Source organism: Erwinia tracheiphila (assembly GCF_021365465.1).
GTDB classification, from domain to species: domain Bacteria; phylum Pseudomonadota; class Gammaproteobacteria; order Enterobacterales; family Enterobacteriaceae; genus Erwinia; species Erwinia tracheiphila.
In genome coordinates, this window is sequence record NZ_CP089932.1 from 1,562,325 (window position 1) to 1,579,696 (window position 17,372).

Genomic DNA, 17,372 nt, shown 5'->3' on the forward strand with positions numbered 1-17,372 from the left:
TTCGAAAAATTAGCAGGGTAAAATAATTGCGTTTACTGTCCTTGTTTTTTAAGGAAATATTGGAAGGCTTGACTGTTTACGCCATAGTCATGTTTCTTTTTGTTTTTTACTATTTTGTGGTTCCTGATTATTGGTTTTTATGTAGTTTACTGACAATTTTGATTTTTGGCGCAATCAGGTTTTTTCGTGTGCACAAAAATAGATAGTATGTAAATTAGTGGTTAAAATTAGTGATACCGTTTATCCACCATTCAATTAAATACTTGAAAATAGATTTTCGCTTATGTCCACTATGTACCGTTTTTTCGATTTTAAAGATTCCTTTTTTACCCTATAAATAATGATTTATAGGGTAAAATTTTTAATCTGTGCAACCGTTCACGTACAGGAAATTCAAACCATCCGTATCCACGGGCAGGCTGATGAAATTTTTAACTGCACGGAACGCCTGCACTCACGAACAGCCTGCAACATCTGCCTGCGGTGAATATCTGTACTGACACAGGTCGATTTTTGCCTTGTTGCCGGACGGTGGACAGATCTTCCCTGCATCAGGCCGGTACGTACCGCATCAGGCTGATATCCCGCGCATGGGTTTTCAGCCCCTGCACATTTAGGCCCGCTGTCGCACGGTGGTAAGACAGATGACCACCGCACAGGATGCATTCAAACGGAACGCGGCGCAGAAACTGTTTACTCATCTGCGCATAACAGACTTTTGGCACCGACTCCAGTTTTTGCATTCCCAGCGAACCGTACACCTGCGGCAGCTTTTCACCGCATACGCGGTTGGCCAGAAAACCAAAGTAACGCACCATCCGGAAGTGCTTCTCCGGAATATGCTGTTTCAGGCGTCTCACCATCTCATGCTGCGTCAGCCTCTCCATGGCCTGTTTTCCCGTGTTGTGGTCGTGATGGCGGAAGTTCAGCGTGGGACAGCCGGCGTAGTGCGCCAGCCGTCGGCGGCTTTTTTCAGATAGCGACCCGGGTATTTCACGGTGTTTTTGCCACCCGACGTCTTTTTTGACATGTACACGCACCAGCACTTTCCTCCGGCCGTCAGTATCAGCTGCTGCCACTGTGCGCCGGTGGTGATGTGCATCAGGGAAGACGGAAGCGCAATGTCTTCTGACCAGGCGCGCAGCAGAAACTGGCGTACATTCCACATCCAGCGGGTGCGCATGGCATCCTTACGGAAGCTGATTTTTTGCCACTTTCCGTGCCGGTTAATACCGCTGCAGGTAACGGAGACGTGGACATGGGGATGCCAGTTAAGCCGCCGTCCGTAGCTATGAAGGGCGCAGAAAATATCGATATCCAGCCCCCGCTGCCGGGCAGCGTACAGCAGGTTATCAGGTGCCAGGCGACAGAGGTCGTTAAGTCACCAGCGGTTGACTTCAAAGAGTGGTCAGAGCGTGTCGGGCAGGGTGAAGACCAGATGCTGCCAGTCGCAGTCTGGCAGCTGGTTAAGCTGCGCGGCTATCCACAGGTCGGTGGCTTTTTTACCGCAGGAAGGACAGGCCCGGCTGTGGCAGGCGTTGGTGATGTACCTGACGTGCGGGCACTGCGCGTTGTCGCAGTGATACTCCTTCACGCCGCTGATGCGGGTGCCGCAGGCCAGCATTTTGGTGACGGGTTCGACTTCGATATTGCGCAGGCAGCCGGCGGCAGACGGCTCAGTGCGGTGGTATCGCCCCGGTGATCCAGTATGGCGCTGGCGACCATTGCCGCAGGCGGAGCTATGGGCTTCATCCGTGTTATCCAGTCCCATTCACGCTGCGAGAGCTTATCAGCGGCAACGGAGAGAAGGACGGTATCGATACTTTTTCGGGTCATCATGCTGACTGTCTCTGAACAAAATATGTCGTCAGATCATACATATTCCACTCAGCGTATGGCAACGGCAGGGCAGGCAAACGGCGGGGTTTTCAATTTGCGCCCGTCAGGCTGCCCTGTTCCCGGTTACAACCCCATTTAGGAAAAATGTAGAATATGCTTGTGAGGACAGGCAAACTTTATCGCCGCAAGCGGCGGGGAATTAGACCCGAAGAGATTAAAAAGGAAAGGAGATTAAGGATGAGTAAAAGAAATGATATTATTGATGGTCGGCAAAGTCATCTTAAATATGGCCTTATATATACCGAAGTCCTTGGATGGATCGATCTCGGACATGCTCAGGGTACTGATATAAGAACGCTGTTGAGAAGTATTGATTCCGGAGAATCTTCAGGCAAGGAACACTACGACATTACCTATTCGCAGTCTATGATTGATCCAACCAGAACTATGAAAATGGGTAAATTTATTACCTGGCGTATCAAACGCGGTCGTTCGTATTTCGAACGCAGAAGCATTGCGCTGGCAATGATGATGTCACTGGCCCGGAAGTTCGAAGGATTGCAGGCATCATTCCCCATCAATTGCGTTACAGATAGTGGCTTTAGCGGAGAAGATCTGGTGTCAGATTTGCTGGGTTTTTACCGTGTTGTCACCATGCCTAATCCCTTTGAACTTCTGCGTCCGGTCAACAAAGCGGAGGCGCTAAAAAGATGGGATTATTACGGTAAGATCGGCTCCTGGAAAAACCATTCCTTTTTGCCACTTTTATTCCCTGACCCTGAAAAATTCCCCAATGCGAGACCTCGAAGAGGTTTTCTGCCGAATTTTATGACAACAGTCAAACCGTGGAACGACTTCCATTCGGGGATTGTTGGTATCGCCAGTGCTGATGGTTCATATATAGACAAAGCTAAAGGGGGGTCATTACCCTATGCGTAAGTCTCTTAAGGTATTCGGTGGTGCAACTATCTTTACTGCTGTTGCTCTCACCTATGCCTGGCCATGGGTTAAAATGGAATTCGCCGGTAGCGCTCACTATACCGAGCAGGATAAACGGGAGTATGATTTTTATACTCCTGACATACTAAGAAAAATGCCGCGTATTTCCGCCCGTTATTCCTTTGATTTTGCGAACATCACAGGACCTGCGACGCATGTTTATGCAATGAAATTCTACGATACGAAAGATACCAGTAAAATAGAAGATTATCTGACGTCCATAGGATACAAGCGGGCTGAATGTGACTTTGAGTCAACGTGTTGGCGCAGAACTGATCCTCAGGAATCTGTTTATGTAGGCGCTTTGAATGGTGAGGAAACCGTAATCGTGCAGGTTGTTTACAACTTCACATAACCATTTTCTACTATTACATAATCAACTAAAAGCATAACAGCCAGAGCTGCATCGTCAGTTCACGTACAGGAAATTCAAACCATCCGTATCCACGTGCAGGCTGATGAAATTTTTAACTGCATGGAACGCCTGCACTCACGAACAGCCTGCAACATCTGCCTGCGGTGAATATCTGTACTGACACAGGTCGATTTTTGCCTTGTTGCCGGACGGTGGACAGATCTTCCCTGCATCAGGCCGGTACGTACCGCATCAGGCTGATATCCCGCGCATGGGTTTTCAGCCCCTGCACATTTAGGCCCGCTGTCGCACGGTGGTAAGACAGATGACCACCGCACAGGATGCATTCAAACGGAACGCGGCGCAGAAACTGTTTACTCATCTGTATTAGTCGCGACTTGATCTGACACTGGACCTTGAAAGGTTGAGAGTTACCGGTTTTGATATGGGTGTCTAATCCTTAAACAAAACGCGAGGTAACTCTCATGATTCATACTAACAATCCCATCATCAAACACAAAGCCGGCCTGCTCAATCTCGCCGAAGAACTCGGTAACGTATCAAAAGCCTGCAAGATCATGGGCGTGTCACGCGACACGTTTTACCGTTATCAGGAACTGGCTGCTGAAGGCGGCATCGATGCGCTGATTAACCAGAACCGCCGCGTCCCCAACCTGAAGAACCGCGCCGACGAAGCCACTGAACGCGCTGTTGTTGAATATGCCGTTGAGTTCCCGGCCCACGGGCAACACCGGACCAGTAATGAGCTGCGTAAAAAAGGCGTGTTTATCTCCGGTAGCGGCGTGCGCTCCATCTGGCAACGGCACGACCTGGAGAACTTCCGTAAACGCCTGAAGGCACTTGAGGAAAAGGTCGCCAGAGAAGGCATCGTGCTTACCGACGCTCAAATCGCAGCGCTGGAGAAGAAGGCCCACGATGACGAGGCCAGCGGAGAAATCGAAACTGCTCACCCGGGTTATCTCGGGTCGCAGGACACCTTCTACGTGGGCAATCTGAAAGGTGTGGGTCGTATCTACCAGCAGACGTTCGTGGATACGTACTCGAAAGTGGCACACTGCAAGCTGTATACGAGTAAAACGCCGATCACCGCCGCAGACCTGCTCAATGATCGCGTACTGCCGTTCTACGAGGCTCAGGGACTGCCGATGCTGAGGATCCTGACCGACAGGGGAACGGAGTACTGTGGTAAGGTGGAGCAGCATGATTACCAGCTGTATCTGGCCATCAACGATATCGACCATACAAAAACGAAGGCGATGTCTCCGCAGACGAACGGCATCTGCGAGCGCTTCCATAAAACTATTTTGCAGGATTTTTATCAGGTTACGTTCCGTAAGAAGTTATACGAAGACCTGGAGAGCCTGCAAACGGATCTGGACAACGGGTTGTGGCATTACAATAATGAGCGAACTCATCAGGGAAAAATGTGCTGCGGGCGTACGCCAATGGCCACGTTACTTGATGGTAAACGAGTCTGGGCAGAAAAAAATCTGAACCAGATGTAATCTGACAGACACCTGTATAAATAACCGGTAACTGTCAGATCAGGTCTGAGCTAGTACAACTCATCTGCGCATAACAGACTTTTGGCACCGACTCCAGTTTTTGCATTCCCAGCGAACCGTACACCTGCGGCAGCTTTTCACCGCATACGCGGTTGGCCAGAAAACCAAAGTAACGCACCATCCGGAAGTGCTTCTCCGGAATATGCTGTTTCAGGCGTCTCACCATCTCATGCTGCGTCAGCCTCTCCATGGCCTGTTTTCCCGTGTTGTGGTCGTGATGGCGGAAGTTCAGCGTGGGACAGCCGGCGTAGTGCGCCAGCCGTCGGCGGCTTTTTTCAGATAGCGACCCGGGTATTTCACGGTGTTTTTGCCACCCGACGTCTTTTTTGACATGTACACGCACCAGCACTTTCCTCCGGCCGTCAGTATCAGCTGCTGCCATTGTGCGCCGGTGGTGATGTGCATCAGGGAAGACGGAAGCGCAATGTCTTCTGACCAGGCGCGCAGCAGAAACTGGCGTACATTCCACATCCAGCGGGTGCGCATGGCATCCTTACGGAAGCTGATTTTTTGCCACTTTCCGTGCCGGTTAATACCGCTGCAGGTAACGGAGACGTGGACATGGGGATGCCAGTTAAGCCGCCGTCCGTAGCTATGAAGGGCGCAGAAAATATCGATATCCAGCCCCCGCTGCCGGGCAGCGTACAGCAGGTTATCAGGTGCCAGGCGACAGAGGTCGTTAAGTCACCAGCGGTTGACTTCAAAGAGTGGTCAGAGCGTGTCGGGCAGGGTGAAGACCAGATGCTGCCAGTCGCAGTCTGGCAGCTGGTTAAGCTGCGCGGCTATCCACAGGTCGGTGGCTTTTTTACCGCAGGAAGGACAGGCCCGGCTGTGGCAGGCGTTGGTGATGTACCTGACGTGCGGGCACTGCGCGTTGTCGCAGTGATACTCCTTCACGCCGCTGATGCGGGTGCCGCAGGCCAGCATTTTGGTGACGGGTTCGACTTCGATATTGCGCAGGCAGCCGGCGGCAGACGGCTCAGTGCGGTGGTATCGCCCCGGTGATCCAGTATGGCGCTGGCGACCATTGCCGCAGGCGGAGCTATGGGCTTCATCCGTGTTATCCAGTCCCATTCACGCTGCGAGAGCTTATCAGCGGCAACGGAGAGAAGGACGGTATCGATACTTTTTCGGGTCATCATGCTGACTGTCTCTGAACAAAATATGTCGTCAGATCATACATATTCCACTCAGCGTATGGCAACGGCAGGGCAGGCAAACGGCGGGGTTTTCAATTTGCGCCCGTCAGGCTGCCCTGTTCCGTGCGCGCTCAACCAAAAGCTTGCGTATCCGGCAGAATATCGGCGATAAGTCGTCCGGCATTGCCTGGCTTCATCGGTTCGCTGTCGAACATCACCAGACAGAAGCGGCTATGGGCCTTTTGGGGAAGCAGGCAGCACTGGCAGAGTGGAGTACGATTACCTCGTGCGCGAAAGGCGTTCGGCACGCAGGCGCAGGGCAGGATTTCCGGTCATGGAAGTTGGTTTCAGCAAAAATACTATCCTGGCGGAAATACAGGGGCAGCAGTAGTGGCCAGAAGGCATGACCACAGTTATTCAGATATTCTCATCAAGCCATTGGGTAAATGGCCCTTTGGGCATCGCGCCATTAAGTATATCCACCACCTTACCCTGTTTAAATATCATGATGGTTGGAATGCTGCGAATACGAAAACGGGCGCTCAGTTCAGATTCTGCTTCTGTATTCACCTTCAAAAAACGAATCTGATGCCCAAGTTCCTGTGCCACATCACTGTAGACAGGTGAAAAGTTAACGCAGGGGCCGCACCAGGGCGCCCAAAAATCAACCACAACGGGCAGCCCATCCTGTAAATATTTGTCGAAGGTTGCTGTTGTTGCATTGATAACCTCACCGCTGAACAACGTATTGCCACACTTACCGCAATTGGCACCCTCATTAATACGTTCCTGTGGCAGGCGGTTGGTTGCCTGGCATGAAGCGCAAACGGTATTCATAGATACACCTCAGTGATAATTAAGCGTGAGCGTGACGGTTTACTTGAGATAATTATGAAGGACGTAATTCCGGGAAACAAAGTGATTTACTCAATAAGTATAATAGGCCGTAATTGAAAATTTGATACGCTAACTGCCGCTATACGGAATAGTGTTCAGTCGGGGTACTTATTGGAAGTTGATAGCTAAGTGCTGCCACATCAGGTAATCTGCGCGCGTCGCGCTCAGCCAGGTGGAGGGAAAATGAACGACGAATTTAAAGGTAAAAGCGGTAAAGTCAAAGTGATGTATGTCCGTGGTGAAGACGAGAACAGCAAGGGCGGTCATAACCCCCGGACTGGTAAAGGTGGTCCTCGTCAGGATGGTACTCGCCGTCCTTCACGCAATACGGACAGTTCACCGTGGGGTGGGCGTGGGCGTGACGTTGGCCCCGCAGAATCACCCTGGCGCACAGTTTCACGTGCGTCTTATGATGTCGATAGCTCTCAGCCAGAGCACAGCGGCATTAGCGGTAAAAGTCATATCGACCCGCAACAAATTCGTCGTCAGCGCATGGAGGAGACGCGAGTTTATGGTGAAAATGCCTGTCAGGCATTGTTTCAGAGTCGTCCTGATTGCATCGTCCGTGCATGGTTTGTGCAGAGCGTCACGCCGCGCTTTCGTGAGACGCTAAAATGGATGGCGGCCAACCGTAAGGCTTATCATGTTGTCGAAGAAGATGAGCTGGCAAAAGCCGCCGGGACTGAACATCACGGTGGCGTTTGTTTTCTGATTAAAAAACGCATGGGTATGCCGGTAAGAGAGTGGCTGGCTGCAGTGGGCGAAAAGGACTGCGTGCTGGCCCTTGAGGATATCGGTAATCCGCATAACTTGGGCGGCATTATGCGCAGTTGTGCGCATTTTGGCATCAAAGGGCTACTTGTTGATGATGCTGCCACGCTTGACTCCGGTGCGGCGGTGAGAACCGCCGAAGGCGGCGCGGAACATGTACAGGCCATTAGCGGCGAAGATTTTGCATCCGGACTCAATGCTTTTCGTAAAGCGGGCTATACCATTGTTACCACCTCCAGCCATAAAGGTGTACCGCTGACGGAGGTTGAATTGCCTGCCAAAATGGTCCTTGTTCTGGGGCAGGAACGTGATGGTTTGTCAGACAGCACCTGGCAGGAAGGTGAACTCAACGTTTCTATAGGCGGCACCGGGAATGTTGAAAGCCTCAATGTTTCTGTCGCCACGGGTATCCTTTTAGCCGAGTGGTGGCGTCAGAATAGCTGATAAAAGCGGGCCATCATGGCCCGCTTTTTTGTCTATGGAACCCCCCAGTCAGGCTGGGGTTCAGTAAAGCTTTCAGCCAGTTATCAAAACCTCGGTTGATTTGTTAAAAAACCTTGCGGTCTGGCAACTGCAAAAGTTTAACAAGAAATCCAAAGGAGGTGTGAATGGGGGACGAAAAGAGTTTAGCGCACACCCGATGGAACTGTAAATATCACATAGTTTTTGCACCGAAATACCGAAGGCAGGTGTTCTACGGGGAGAAACGTAGAGCGGTAGTCAGTATTTTAAGGAAGCTGTGCGAGTGGAAAAATGTGAAAATTCTGGAAGCGGAATGCTGTGCATAGCATATCCATATGCTTCTGGAGATCCCGCCAAAGATGAGCGTGTCTTATCTGAAGGGAAAAAGCAGCCTGATGCTTTACGAGGAGTCTGGAGATATGAAATTCAAATACAGGAACAGGGAGTTGTGGTGCAGAGGGTACTACGTCGATACGGTGGGTAAGAACAAGACGAAGATACAGTAATACATAAAGCATCAGCTTGAAGAGGATAAAATGGGAGAGCAGTTATCAGTCCCATATCCGGGTAGCCCGTTTACAGGCCGTAGTAGAGAAGTCTGATGCAAATGTCAGATCATCTTGTGCCTGCCGGGCGCGGTTGGTAAGAGAGCTTTATAGGGGCATCAGAGACTGTAATTAAAATTGTGTAATTGCCTGTTTTTGATATGTTCACTCCAACAATGGAGACAGGCAAATTATGGACGAGAAGAAACTTAAGGCCCTTGCTGCTGAACTGGCCAAAGGCCTCAAAACTGAGGCCGGCCTTAATCAGTTTTCCCGCATGCTCACGAAGCTGACCGTTGAAACGGCACGCAATGCAGAACTGACTGACCACCTCGGGCATGAGAAAAATGCCCCTAAAACCGGCACCAATACCCGCAACGGCTACTCTTCGAAAACGCTGCTGTGCAACGACGGTGAAATCGGGCTAAACACGCCGCGCGACCGGGAAAATACCTTTGAACCCCTGCTGATTAAGAAGAATCAGACGCGTATCACGCAGATGGACAGCCAGATTTTATCCTTGTATGCCAAAGGCATGACCACGCGGGAAATCGTCGATACGTTCAAAGAGATGTACGATGCTGATGTGTCACCGGCCCTGATATCAAAAGTCACGGATGCCGTTAAAGAGCAGGTCGCCGAATGGCGGCGTGATTAACAAAGCGGTGTTCCTGGCGCCGGGCATCAATACCGAAGGCCGGAAAGAGCTTCCGGGGATGTGGCTGGCTGAAAATGAAGGTGCAAAGTTCTGGCTGAACGTGCTGACGGAACTTACAAATCGCGGCCTTCAGGACATCCTGATTGCCTGCGTGGATGGACTGAAGGGCTTCCCGGATGCGATAAACAGCGTCTATCTGCAGACTCACATCCAGCTGTGCATCATCCACATGGTGCGTAACCGCCTGAAATACGTGGCGTGGAAGGACTACAAAGCGGTCACAGGCGGGCTGAAAACCGTTTATCAGGCACTAACAGAAGCGGCCGCACGGATGGCGCTGGATGCGTTCGCCGAAGAATGGGATGACAAATATCCACAAATCAGCAAAAGCTGGCGTGCGCACGGGGAAAACCTCAATACGTTCTTCGGCTATCCGTCTGACATCCGAAAAGCTATCTACACCACGAATGCCATTGAGTCGCTGAACAGCGTGATCCGTGCCGCCATTAAGAAACGCAAGGTATTCCCGACGGATGACTCAGTGCGAAAGGTTATTTACCTGGCAATCCAGTCGGCATCGAAAAAATGGAGTATGCCGATCCAGAACTGTCGGCTGGCGATGAGCCGCTTTATTATTGAGTTCGGTGACCGCCTGAGTGTTCACCTTTGACGTGGTGGCAGTTACACAGAATTATTTACAGGGTCGTAATTCTTGAGGAAACCGTGCACGAAACCCTTTTAAAGGGTTTTGACTTCGCCTCCTGTGTACTAGCTCAGACCTGATCTGACAGTTACCGGTTATTTATACAGGTGTCTGTCGGATTACATCCGGTTCAGATTCTTTTCTGCACAAACACGTTTTCCATCAGGTAACGTGGCCACTGGCGTTCGCCCGCCGCACATTTTCCCCTGATGAGCCCGCTCATTATTGTCATGCCACAACCCGTTGTCCGGATCCGTTTGCAGGCTCTCCCGCTCCCCATATGACTTCTTGCGGAACGTGACCTGATAAAAATCCTGCAAAATCGTTTTATGGAAGCACTCACCGATGCCGTTGGTCTGTGGGGACATCGCCTTCGTTTTCGTATGGGCGATATCGTTGATGGCCAGATAAAGCTGGTAATCATGCTGCTCCACCTTACCACAGTACTCCGTTCCCCTGTCGGTCAGTCTTCTCAGCACCGGCAGGCCCTGAGCCTCACAGAACGGCCGTCGGCGGCGGTGTTCGGCGTTTTACTCGTATACCGCTTGCAGTGCGCCACTTTCGGGTATGTATCCACGAACGTCTGCGGGCAGATACGGCCCCCCTTTCAGATTGCCAGCACAGAAGGTGTCCTGCGACCCGGGATAGCCCGGGTGAGCGGTCTCGATTTCACCGCTGGCCTCATCATCATGCGCCTTTTTCTCCAGCGCGGCGATTGGGGCACCGGTAAGCACTATACCTTCTCTGGCGAGCTTTTCCTCAGGCGCCTTCAGGCGTTTACGGAAGCTCTCCAGGTCGTGTCGCTGCCAGATGGCGCGCACGCCGCTGCCGGAGGTAAACACGCCTTTTTTACGCAGCTCATCACTGGTCCGGTGCTGCCCGGGGGCCGGGAACTCAACGGTATATTCAACAACCGCGCGTTCAGTGGCTTCGTCGGCGCGGTTCGTCAGGTTGGGACCCCGACGGTTCTGGTTAACCAGCGCGTCAATGCCGCCTTCAGCAGCCAGTTCCTGATAACGGTAGAAGGTGTCGCGTGACACGCCCGTGCTCTTGCAGGCTGTTGAGACGTTACCGGGTTATTCGGCGAGATTGAGCAGGCCGGCTTTGTGTTTGATGATGGGATTGTGAGTATGGAGCATGAGGGTGACCTCGCGTTTTGTTTAAGGATTCGACACCCATATCAGAACCGGTAACCCCCAACCTTGCAAGGTCCGGTGTCAGATCACGTCGCGACGAATACAGTTTAGTGCACCCCGGTGCCATCGCTTCCTGAAACGAAAGGTGATCGTGCAAGCCATATCAGTACCAGCAAAACCCCCGCTGAAGCCCAAAAAATTTCGTTTGCGGAAATAATCATGTCCTGTCCGGTTATCTGTTGAGCAATCCACGACGAAGCCTGGTTTTGTGTCATCCCCAGCTGCTCCAGTTTGTTATACATTTGCGAGCCGACTTGAACACTGCGACGTGAAATGAAGCTGTCGATTGGGCTGAGTACTTCAGTTCGCTGCAAGGCCAGCCATCACGACGTTCAGTCGCGCTTTGCGTTACGGCAGGCTGATTCTACAGCATGGTGTTCAGTACCATAGCCTGGTTGGCATTGTTCTGCTGCTTTGCAACTTCAGGCTGTGCTTTCGCTGTTGCCACCGCATCTCTGGCATGTTGAAGATCCTCGCGACCAGTCAAATTAGGGGCACCTAAAGGTTCCTGACGTTTCAGATCGGCTTCGGCCTGAGTCAGTGCGTTTTTTTGCAATTTAATGTTTGCCTGATACTGCCTACTGTTGATAAGCAATTGATGGGTCTGACGGAAGCTGGTTGCCAGCGCAGTTTGCGCTTTTTCGAAAGCCTGTTCAGCACCCGTTTTATCCAGGGTCACCAGCACATCACCCTTTTTGACAAAGTCAGTATTATCGAACCAGACTGTGTTCACGTTCCCGGAAACTTGGGCCATGACCTGCGTCTGATTGCCTGCAACATAAGCATCGTCCGTTTCCTGATGATGGCGAAGGACAAGAAACCAGTAGATGAGCCTGTCGGCCACAATCAAAAGGAACAGTACAGCCAACAAAATTAACGCACTTTTACGCCTTTTCTTTTTTATGCTGGCTTGCTGAACTGGCTCCCCATTTACCATGCTAATCAGGCTGGCTGACAACGCGCTGTATGGGTTAAAAATGCCAGCGGAGTCGAGTCGCTGGCATCGATTAAGAAATTGCGGCCTAAAATAACGATTAAGAACGAATGGGGTGTTACTTAATATGCTATTGATGAGGACATTAACGAGAAAGTGCCGCGACGACTTCTTCTTCATCCATTTGATCAAGGCGTGTCAGTAGCTTACGCGTGATGCCCTCCAACTGGGCTTTTTCTGACGCGCTCAGGCAGGACCACAGCAATTGCAGGCATTTGTGTTGAGGTGGCAGCATATGATGCAGGAATTCGTTGCCTTTTTCAGTCAGGTGAAGGTAAAGACAACGGCGGTCACTGTCACTCTCCCGGCGTTCAATCCAGCCATGTTTTTCCAACTCATCTGCAATACGCGTGGCATTCGTGCGGGATGAACCCAAAGCAGAGCTGAGTTCAGAAGGCTGAATACTGTTATTTTCCTGGGCATCAAGAGTAAGCAATGCCATAAACAATGTCTCGTTAATCCCCTGGGCCTTGAGCATTTTATTGCGATTTTCCAGCAGCTTACTCTGCATGTGCATGCACAGGCGCGTCAGTATTATTTCCTGTAAAGGGAAATCTTCATGACGGTTAGCGCGGAAATTCAGCATTTGTTCAATGGGGGCGAACGAACTTTCCATCTGGGTGGACCTCATTAGTTGCAACTGGTATGGTGGCGATGGCCGTGAACGCGGTGTACTCCTGCCTGCGGGAGATAATTTAACAACCGTGTTCTCCATCTGTAATTTCAGGTCACTCCATAACCCAGGATGCTGAGTAACGCATTCAGGCGCTACGTTGCAGAGATTATCTAAGCGATAACATGTTAAGCCTTAACTCTACAGGACAGGTTCAAATGCTCGGGTTGCTGAAAGCACACTGAATAAATTTCAGTGACAGGTACTCATCGCATCCGTACTAACAAACCCATCTCCTCGGACGGGCCGGAATAACTGGCAGGCGGCCATCAGGCAAAAAACCTTCTGGCAGTCCGCCTGCCAGGTAACAGGACATTGGACTCAGTCGGCTAAGATGGTCATAGCTGCCGAATGCGGCCTGCTGCATCTCTTAATAGTTTCAACGGAAAAAATAACCGACTTGAATAACTACGGCGCTAACCATACCAGAGAGTGTAAACGCTTAACAAGGCGATGGACCTGAAATTTACGCATTTTTTATCTATAATCTCAGAACATGCCGGACAAAAGCGCTAGGTGTGCCTCTGTTCTTACAGATAAATTGTAATTATCAAATTCATTCTTGTTTCAGTTGGCATCCGGTATTGAGCCAGGGGAAAGAAGTGGTGCGTACTGAAGGTGTTTTCAGTTCTGGGGGCATACCAGCAGTGAAAAGACCTGTTGCCATTGGGTGCCTGGCAACCGGTGCAGTGAGGACATTAATCAGATCAACGTTGTACCAGCAGGCCGTCAATCTGTCTGGCAGTGGTAGCAGAATTGCAACCGATTATTTTGCGGCAGCCTGAGCATCATGGACCCAACTGTCAAATTGCGCCTGGTGTGCTTTAATCCAACCGTCCACATGCGCATGAATATCTGCCTCACTGGACTGGCCCTGATGCATTCGCGAGTTTTGAGCATTGATATCCGCGACAGGCAGTTTCATCTCGGCAAACAGTTTTGCGGCTGCCGGATTTTTCTCTGCCCATGCCCGGTTCGCTACGATATGCATCATATTCACCGGGAAGCCATAGTTTGCCCCGTTCGGCAAAGTGGTATCGATAGCCTTCTGCGCGCCGGGCATAGAAGAAAACGGCACCTGTAACCAGACGACATCCCGTCCCGGCACCAGCACATCGCTCACCCAGTAGGGTGTCCATGTATAGTAGAGAATGGGCTTACCTTGTCTGAAACGGGTGAGAGTATCGGCGATAAGTGCTGAATAATTACCCTGATTATGTTCAACCGTGTTGCTCAAACCATACGCCTTGAGCTGATGGTTGATCACCGCTTCACAGCCCCAGCCTGGCGTACAGCCTGTCAGATCGGCTTTACCATCGCCATTACTGTCAAATAACTTTGCCAGCTCAGGATCTTTTAGCTGATTGATAGTGCGAATGTGATGCTTTTTAGCCGTCTTTTTATCAATCAGATAGCCCTGAACCGCACCAGAGACATAGGTACCCTGACGATAGAATTTGCTGTCACCGCCTGCAGCTTTATACATGTCATCATGCAAGGGCTGCCAGTTGGTAGCCATAAAGGTGCCATCTCCTGAGGCAATAGACGTGTAAGCAACGTTATAGTCGACCTCATCGGGTGCTTCGACGGTGTATCCCAGTTTTTCAAGTGCGCGGCTCACCAGCAGTGTCTGGAAGGTTTCTTCCGAGATAGTGCTCTGTAAGGGCTTAACGGTAATCCCTTTACCGGGAAGGTCGATGGCGGAAACATAAGTGCTGACCAGCGTGGTCAAAGCGGCGGCTAACAATGCTGTCTTACGCATAGCGAATCCTTATGATTTTGTATTTGACTCAGGTGCAGGCAGGGCTTAGAGCCACCGCCTGAAGTACGACTATTTAATAAACGGGCGAGTTAGCAGGCCCAGTGGCCCGTTGGCATACCAGCGACGAGCGTGTCGACTGCGCCTGTCACGGCCAACGGATTGAGTAAGGCGATCAAGAATGATTGCCAGAATAACAATGCCAACGCCCCCCACGCTTGCCAGCCCCATATCGAGACGGCCAATACCACGCAGTACCATCTGGCCAAGTCCCCCTACGGCGATCATCGAAGCGATAACCACCATTGAGAGCGCCAGCATCAGCGTCTGGTTAACTCCAGCCATAATCGTCGGCATGGCCAGGGGAAGCTGCACTTTGAACAGCATCTGACGTGGGCTGGCACCAAAAGACGCTGCCGCTTCTGTCAGATCGGCCGGTACCTGCTTAATACCCAATATGGTGAGGCGTACTACAGGCGGGAGTGCAAAAATAATTGTTACCACGACCCCTGGCACGTTTCCTATGCCAAAAAGCATCACAATCGGTACAAGATAAACAAACGCGGGCGTAGTCTGCATGGCATCCAGCAGCGGACGGATAATACGTGCCGCTTTCTCGCTGCGCGACAGCCAAATCCCCAGCGGCAGCCCGATGAGAACACAAAACAGCAGCGCGGTCAGCACCAGTGCCAGCGTCACCATCGCTTGCGACCAGGCTCCGATTGCGCCAATAACGATCAGCGAAACCAGCGTGGTGATGCCCATACCCAGCCCGGACATTTGCCAGGCTATCAGCGCAAACAGAACGATGGCAACTGGCGCAGGCATGCCCTGTAACAGTTGCTGAAAGGTGCTGAGGATGTAATCCACCGGCACGCGTATCCCTTGAAAAACCGGGCGGAAATGCGTAACGATCCAGTCGATGCCGCTGGTCACCCAGCTGTCGAGAGGGATGAGGGTTTTATGAAATGGATCGAGCATACTAAAATGTTCGGCCTGGGGGACTGGTGCGCTGTTCAGCCAGTCACTGCTACCGACCGCTGCTTCATGTCCACTCGGGGGGGATGGCGCATCCCAGGCATTGCCAGCATTTTGCGGGGCAGCATGTGTCTGAGCAGAGGACGTGGACCAGGGATCGCCGCCTGCTGTGGATTGGCTGGCATGGCCCGTTGCTGAAGCGGAAGGTGTTGACTGCGTAGAAGCGGCTGCCCATGGATCGGTTGTTTGTTCACTCATTGTTTGCTACCTCACGGTCTAATGCCTGTAATAGCGTCCCTTTAGAAATGACCCCAATATACTGGTGGCCTTCACCCACCACCGGCACGGCACAAGGTGCCTGAGCGACATGTGACAACAAATCATTCAACGAGGTATCATCGGACACGGCGAGGGGTGCCGACAGGAGTGCTCCCTCAAGTCCTGTCCCTGCAGCCAGCGCTGCCTTAAGAGAGTCGGTGGACACCACGCCAACAAATTGTTGCTTTTCGAGGAGGTAGCCATATTCACGATCACTGTCCTGCAGAAGTTTAAGCGCAGAACGAGGACCAAAACCTGGTGTTTTACGCAGTAATGAACCGGCTCCCCGACGTGCAATATCTTTCGCGCTGAAGACGTGGCTGATATCTACTCCACGAAAGAAAGTACGTACATAATCATTGGCTGGATTGTTCAGAATTTCATCTGGCGAACCGACCTGAATAACTTCTCCGCCCTGCATAATGGCTATTCTGTCGCCAATACGCATGGCTTCATCCAGATCGTGGGAAATAAATACAATGGTTCGCTGATGGCTGGATTGTAATTTGAGCAACTCATCCTGCATTTCGGTACGAATTAAAGGATCGAGCGCTGAGAAAGCCTCATCCATTAATAATATATCCGGGTCGATTGCCAATGCCCTTGCTAATCCAACACGCTGGCGCATTCCACCTGACAATTCATCCGGGTATGCATGGGCATAATTCTCAAGCCCAACCTGACGTAATGCCTCCAGAGCTTTATCCTGACGCCCCTGAAGGGGAATACCGGCTAATTCCATTCCAAAGGCGGTATTATTTAACACCGTCATATGCGGCATTAAAGCAAATGACTGGAATACCATGCTGATTTTATTTCTGCGCACCTGACGAAGTTCAGCGTCAGATATTTTGGCAATATCAACACCATCAATAATGACCTGACCGCGTGTAGGCTCTATCAGACGATTGAGAAGGCGAACCATAGTGGATTTTCCTGAACCGGATAATCCCATGATCACAAATATCTCGCCTTCTTCAATGGCCAGACTGGCATTTTTAACACCAAGCGAAAGACCGGTTTTCTCCAGTAACGCTTCTTTGCTTACTCCTTTTTCAATGTGCCTGCATGCACGTTCGGGATTGTCTCCAAAAATTTTATAAAGATTTTTAACTTCAAGTTTTACAGCCATGTGATGGTTATATTCCTGGTTATTGGTTGGTTTTTTTATTTCGCTTGCGTCCTGATTTATATTAGCGTCCTATAACGTAGCACATTGAAATTTTGAGGCAACCCTCACAGCAAATTATGAAAATTAACGTCATGGGAAATATATCTGCAAATCACAGAGTGGGTAAGGGATTACGCTGGATTCTGGCGAGGTAAAAATATTTTATTCTGTCACAGATATCAGATGTCGGTAATATTTCATGTCTTCTGCAATTTAATGGTTAAATAAAGCTAATACAATCACCGTTTATTGATCATCTTTACAAGCAGGCCAGGGGGATAAATAGGCGATGCAAAAGCCAGCCAGCATGTCTGAATGTTAAGCCATGC

Annotated in this window: 11 protein-coding genes and 9 pseudogenes; 6 read left to right on the forward strand and 14 right to left on the reverse strand. The window is 50.8% G+C overall.

Features of this window, described 5'->3' with window-relative positions; genetic code table 11:
* Positions 1–551 precede the first annotated feature (551 nt).
* Positions 552–1,657 (reverse strand): annotated as a pseudogene (locus tag LU633_RS08160) (IS91 family transposase).
* The gene (locus tag LU633_RS08165; protein ID WP_071598930.1) at positions 1,591–1,839 is read right to left on the reverse strand and encodes a hypothetical protein; all 249 of its coding nucleotides are present in this window, start codon (positions 1,837–1,839) and stop codon (positions 1,591–1,593) included. Before LU633_RS08165 ends, LU633_RS08160 begins: the two are co-directional and overlap by 67 nt.
* Before the next feature lie 237 nt (positions 1,840–2,076).
* Here LU633_RS08165 and LU633_RS08170 point away from each other — a divergent pair, with 237 nt between their 5' ends.
* Entirely contained in the window at positions 2,077–2,778 is a 702-nt protein-coding gene (locus tag LU633_RS08170) for a hypothetical protein (RefSeq protein WP_016191819.1), read from the forward strand.
* Positions 2,771–3,193, forward strand: a complete 423-nt coding sequence (locus tag LU633_RS08175) for a hypothetical protein (RefSeq protein ID WP_016191820.1) — start codon at positions 2,771–2,773, stop codon at positions 3,191–3,193. Before LU633_RS08170 ends, LU633_RS08175 begins: the two co-directional genes overlap by 8 nt.
* A gap of 232 nt (positions 3,194–3,425) precedes the next feature.
* On the opposite strand, the pseudogene LU633_RS08180 reads toward LU633_RS08175, so the two are convergent.
* Positions 3,426–3,578 (reverse strand): annotated as a pseudogene (locus LU633_RS08180) (IS91 family transposase); the annotation flags it as partial.
* A gap of 100 nt (positions 3,579–3,678) precedes the next feature.
* Between LU633_RS08180 and LU633_RS08185 the strand changes: the two are divergent.
* Positions 3,679–4,719, forward strand: a complete 1,041-nt coding sequence (locus LU633_RS08185; RefSeq protein WP_046371791.1) for an IS481 family transposase — start codon at positions 3,679–3,681, stop codon at positions 4,717–4,719.
* 61 nt (positions 4,720–4,780) lie between these two features.
* Here the strand turns inward: LU633_RS08185 and LU633_RS08190 are convergent.
* The 4 genes and pseudogenes from LU633_RS08190 to trxC form a co-directional block, all read right to left on the reverse strand.
* Positions 4,781–5,739: pseudogene (locus LU633_RS08190) on the reverse strand (IS91 family transposase); the annotation flags it as partial.
* Positions 5,673–5,921, reverse strand: coding sequence for a hypothetical protein (locus tag LU633_RS08195; protein WP_071598930.1), 249 nt, complete (start codon positions 5,919–5,921; stop codon positions 5,673–5,675). The gene LU633_RS08195 and the pseudogene LU633_RS08190, both read right to left, overlap by 67 nt.
* Before the next feature lie 134 nt (positions 5,922–6,055).
* A pseudogene (locus tag LU633_RS08200) lies at positions 6,056–6,254 on the reverse strand (DTW domain-containing protein); the annotation flags it as partial.
* 81 nt (positions 6,255–6,335) lie between these two features.
* Positions 6,336–6,755, reverse strand: coding sequence for a thioredoxin TrxC (gene trxC, locus LU633_RS08205; protein ID WP_016191827.1), 420 nt, complete (start codon positions 6,753–6,755; stop codon positions 6,336–6,338).
* Between the two features lie 243 nt (positions 6,756–6,998).
* On the opposite strand from trxC, the gene LU633_RS08210 reads away from it, so the two are divergent.
* From LU633_RS08210 to LU633_RS08220, 3 genes and pseudogenes are all read left to right on the forward strand, one after another.
* Positions 6,999–8,030 carry a tRNA/rRNA methyltransferase gene (locus tag LU633_RS08210; RefSeq protein ID WP_016191828.1) on the forward strand — a complete coding sequence of 344 codons (1,032 nt, stop codon included), beginning with the start codon at positions 6,999–7,001 and terminating at the stop codon, positions 8,028–8,030.
* A gap of 164 nt (positions 8,031–8,194) precedes the next feature.
* A pseudogene (gene tnpA, locus LU633_RS08215) lies at positions 8,195–8,650 on the forward strand (IS200/IS605 family transposase).
* Positions 8,651–8,786: 136 nt separating this feature from the next.
* A pseudogene (locus LU633_RS08220) lies at positions 8,787–9,921 on the forward strand (IS256 family transposase).
* Positions 9,922–10,073: 152 nt separating this feature from the next.
* Here the strand turns inward: LU633_RS08220 and LU633_RS08225 are convergent.
* From LU633_RS08225 to proV, 7 genes and pseudogenes are all read right to left on the reverse strand, one after another.
* Positions 10,074–11,093, reverse strand: a pseudogene (locus tag LU633_RS08225) (helix-turn-helix domain-containing protein).
* A 104-nt stretch (positions 11,094–11,197) separates the two neighbouring features.
* Positions 11,198–11,395 (reverse strand): annotated as a pseudogene (locus tag LU633_RS08230) (MFS transporter); the annotation flags it as partial.
* Positions 11,390–12,087: pseudogene (locus tag LU633_RS08235) on the reverse strand (multidrug export protein EmrA); the annotation flags it as partial. The pseudogenes LU633_RS08235 and LU633_RS08230, both read right to left, overlap by 6 nt.
* Before the next feature lie 142 nt (positions 12,088–12,229).
* The gene (gene mprA, locus LU633_RS08240) at positions 12,230–12,760 is read right to left on the reverse strand and encodes a transcriptional repressor MprA (RefSeq protein WP_016191835.1); all 531 of its coding nucleotides are present in this window, start codon (positions 12,758–12,760) and stop codon (positions 12,230–12,232) included.
* Positions 12,761–13,583: 823 nt separating this feature from the next.
* Positions 13,584–14,579: a glycine betaine/L-proline ABC transporter substrate-binding protein ProX gene (proX, locus tag LU633_RS08245; RefSeq protein ID WP_016191836.1), complete on the reverse strand. Its 996-nt coding sequence runs from the start codon at positions 14,577–14,579 to the stop codon at positions 13,584–13,586.
* Between the two features lie 69 nt (positions 14,580–14,648).
* Positions 14,649–15,812, reverse strand: a complete 1,164-nt coding sequence (gene proW, locus LU633_RS08250; RefSeq protein WP_016191837.1) for a glycine betaine/L-proline ABC transporter permease ProW — start codon at positions 15,810–15,812, stop codon at positions 14,649–14,651.
* Positions 15,805–17,004, reverse strand: coding sequence for a glycine betaine/L-proline ABC transporter ATP-binding protein ProV (gene proV / locus LU633_RS08255; RefSeq protein ID WP_016191838.1), 1,200 nt, complete (start codon positions 17,002–17,004; stop codon positions 15,805–15,807). The genes proW and proV overlap by 8 nt, the downstream gene beginning before the upstream one ends.
* Between the last annotated feature and the right edge of the window lie 368 nt (positions 17,005–17,372).